This is a genomic window from Pseudoalteromonas sp. SR45-5, from assembly GCF_014163565.1.
Lineage (GTDB): Bacteria > Pseudomonadota > Gammaproteobacteria > Enterobacterales > Alteromonadaceae > Pseudoalteromonas > Pseudoalteromonas distincta.
In genome coordinates this window covers 1-1,540 of record NZ_JACJDN010000797.1, presented here as the reverse complement: position 1 = coordinate 1,540, position 1,540 = coordinate 1, and the positions used below count along the sequence as shown (strand labels likewise).

At 36.4% G+C, this 1,540-nt stretch carries 2 protein-coding genes and 1 pseudogene; all 3 read left to right on the top strand.

Going from position 1 to position 1,540, the window contains the following annotated elements; translation table 11 throughout:
• Positions 1-234: pseudogene (locus tag H5072_RS19135) on the top strand (hypothetical protein); the annotation flags it as partial.
• Positions 235-266: 32 nt separating this feature from the next.
• Entirely contained in the window at positions 267-1,019 is a 753-nt protein-coding gene (locus tag H5072_RS19130; protein WP_182694471.1) for a hypothetical protein, read from the top strand.
• A 27-nt stretch (positions 1,020-1,046) separates the two neighbouring features.
• On the top strand, positions 1,047-1,540 hold a 494-nt coding region (locus tag H5072_RS19125), incomplete at its 3' end, for a hypothetical protein (protein WP_259395997.1).

Here is a 1,540-nt window from a genome sequence, read left to right as displayed (position 1 = left end):
CTTATTGAAGCGATTAAAGGCCTTACCAATGGCGATGATTATTTATGGCAATCAAGCATAGACAAAGTCATTGCGTGGCACGCTGATGAGTGTAAATACGGTGACTTCAAAGAAGATGGAAATGCAGTCATGTCATTAAATGCGCTTAGCATGGCTAAATTGGGTAAAGATATGCATGGCTGGCAATGTAAAACTGATTCACTCTATTTACCGTTATATTTAATAGACTGCTAAATGCATTTTAGATTTACGTTCAAGGAATAAGAATGTTAAAACTTAATAATTATGATTTCGAATTTGAAGAGCTTTTTGAAGATTCACCTATGGTAATTGAGGTCAGGCTTGCTGATATTAACGATCCGTTAGCTTCTCAAGAAGATAAAGAAGAAGCAGCACAAATACTTTCTGAAGAGTACCAAGAGTTGGCATATGCACACTACGTTTTAGAAGATTGTGAAGAAGCTAAGTGTTATTTAAAAAAAGCAGCGCCATTTGCTTATTTAACAGGCTTTGATCCTGAATTAAAAGGACACAACAATGAGTGGACAATCCAAGGTGAGTTAAATGTCGCTCTGTTGTTCGGTGATGACTCAATAATAAGCAAATTACGAGCTCATGCAGATGACTTTACAACCAGCAGCGTGACTAAAAAAGCTATTTTTTTATATGATCACTTACTAATTAAAATAGGCACAGGTAAAGTACTGCCGGAAGAAGAAATTGAAAATGCGCTTACTGAGGCTAAATCAACTAAAGATAAGGATGTACAACAATGCATTGTTCCGCTTATCGAGGCGATTAAAGGTCTTACTATTGGTGATGATTTGTTATGGCAATCAAGCATAGATAAAGTCATTGCGTGGCACGCTGATGAGTGTAAATACGGTGACTTCAAAGAAGATGGAAATGCAGTCATGTCATTAAATGCGCTTAGCATGGCTAAATTGGGTAAAGATATGCGTGGCTGGCAGTGTAAAACTGATTCACTCTATTTACCGTTATATTTAATTAATGATTAAATCTATCACCACTAATTTTAAGAGGTAATGATGAGTAGTGTAATTAATCTTTTTATTGTTGATGAAGATGTTTATCCCACAACACTGAATTTAAGTGATGAGCAAAAATATCAAGAGTTGTTAGATATAACCCAAGATGAAGCTATTAGATGGCAATCTATAGAGCTAAACATGCGTGGCTTTATTCCTGGTGTTGAGTTACTTGATGCAGTGGTTGGTGGTCAAGGGTTACTACCAGTATGTACTTTCAATTACTATCCTCATCAATTAATTGGGCCGGATGCTAACATAAGTGGTTCTTTTGGCTTTTTTTCAAGTGAAATGGTGCAAGATCTATTTCCTTTGCTAAAAAAGTATTTTGAGGTTGATATAGATAATAGTGAAAATAAAGGTCTAGTAGATGATGTTGAGCATAGGGCTGGTGAGCTCGACCCGCAAGCTTATGAAATAGTTCGCGATCGCTACTTTGTTACGTTTAGAGACGCCGCAGAGCAGAACAAATCTATCGTAGTATTGATAGA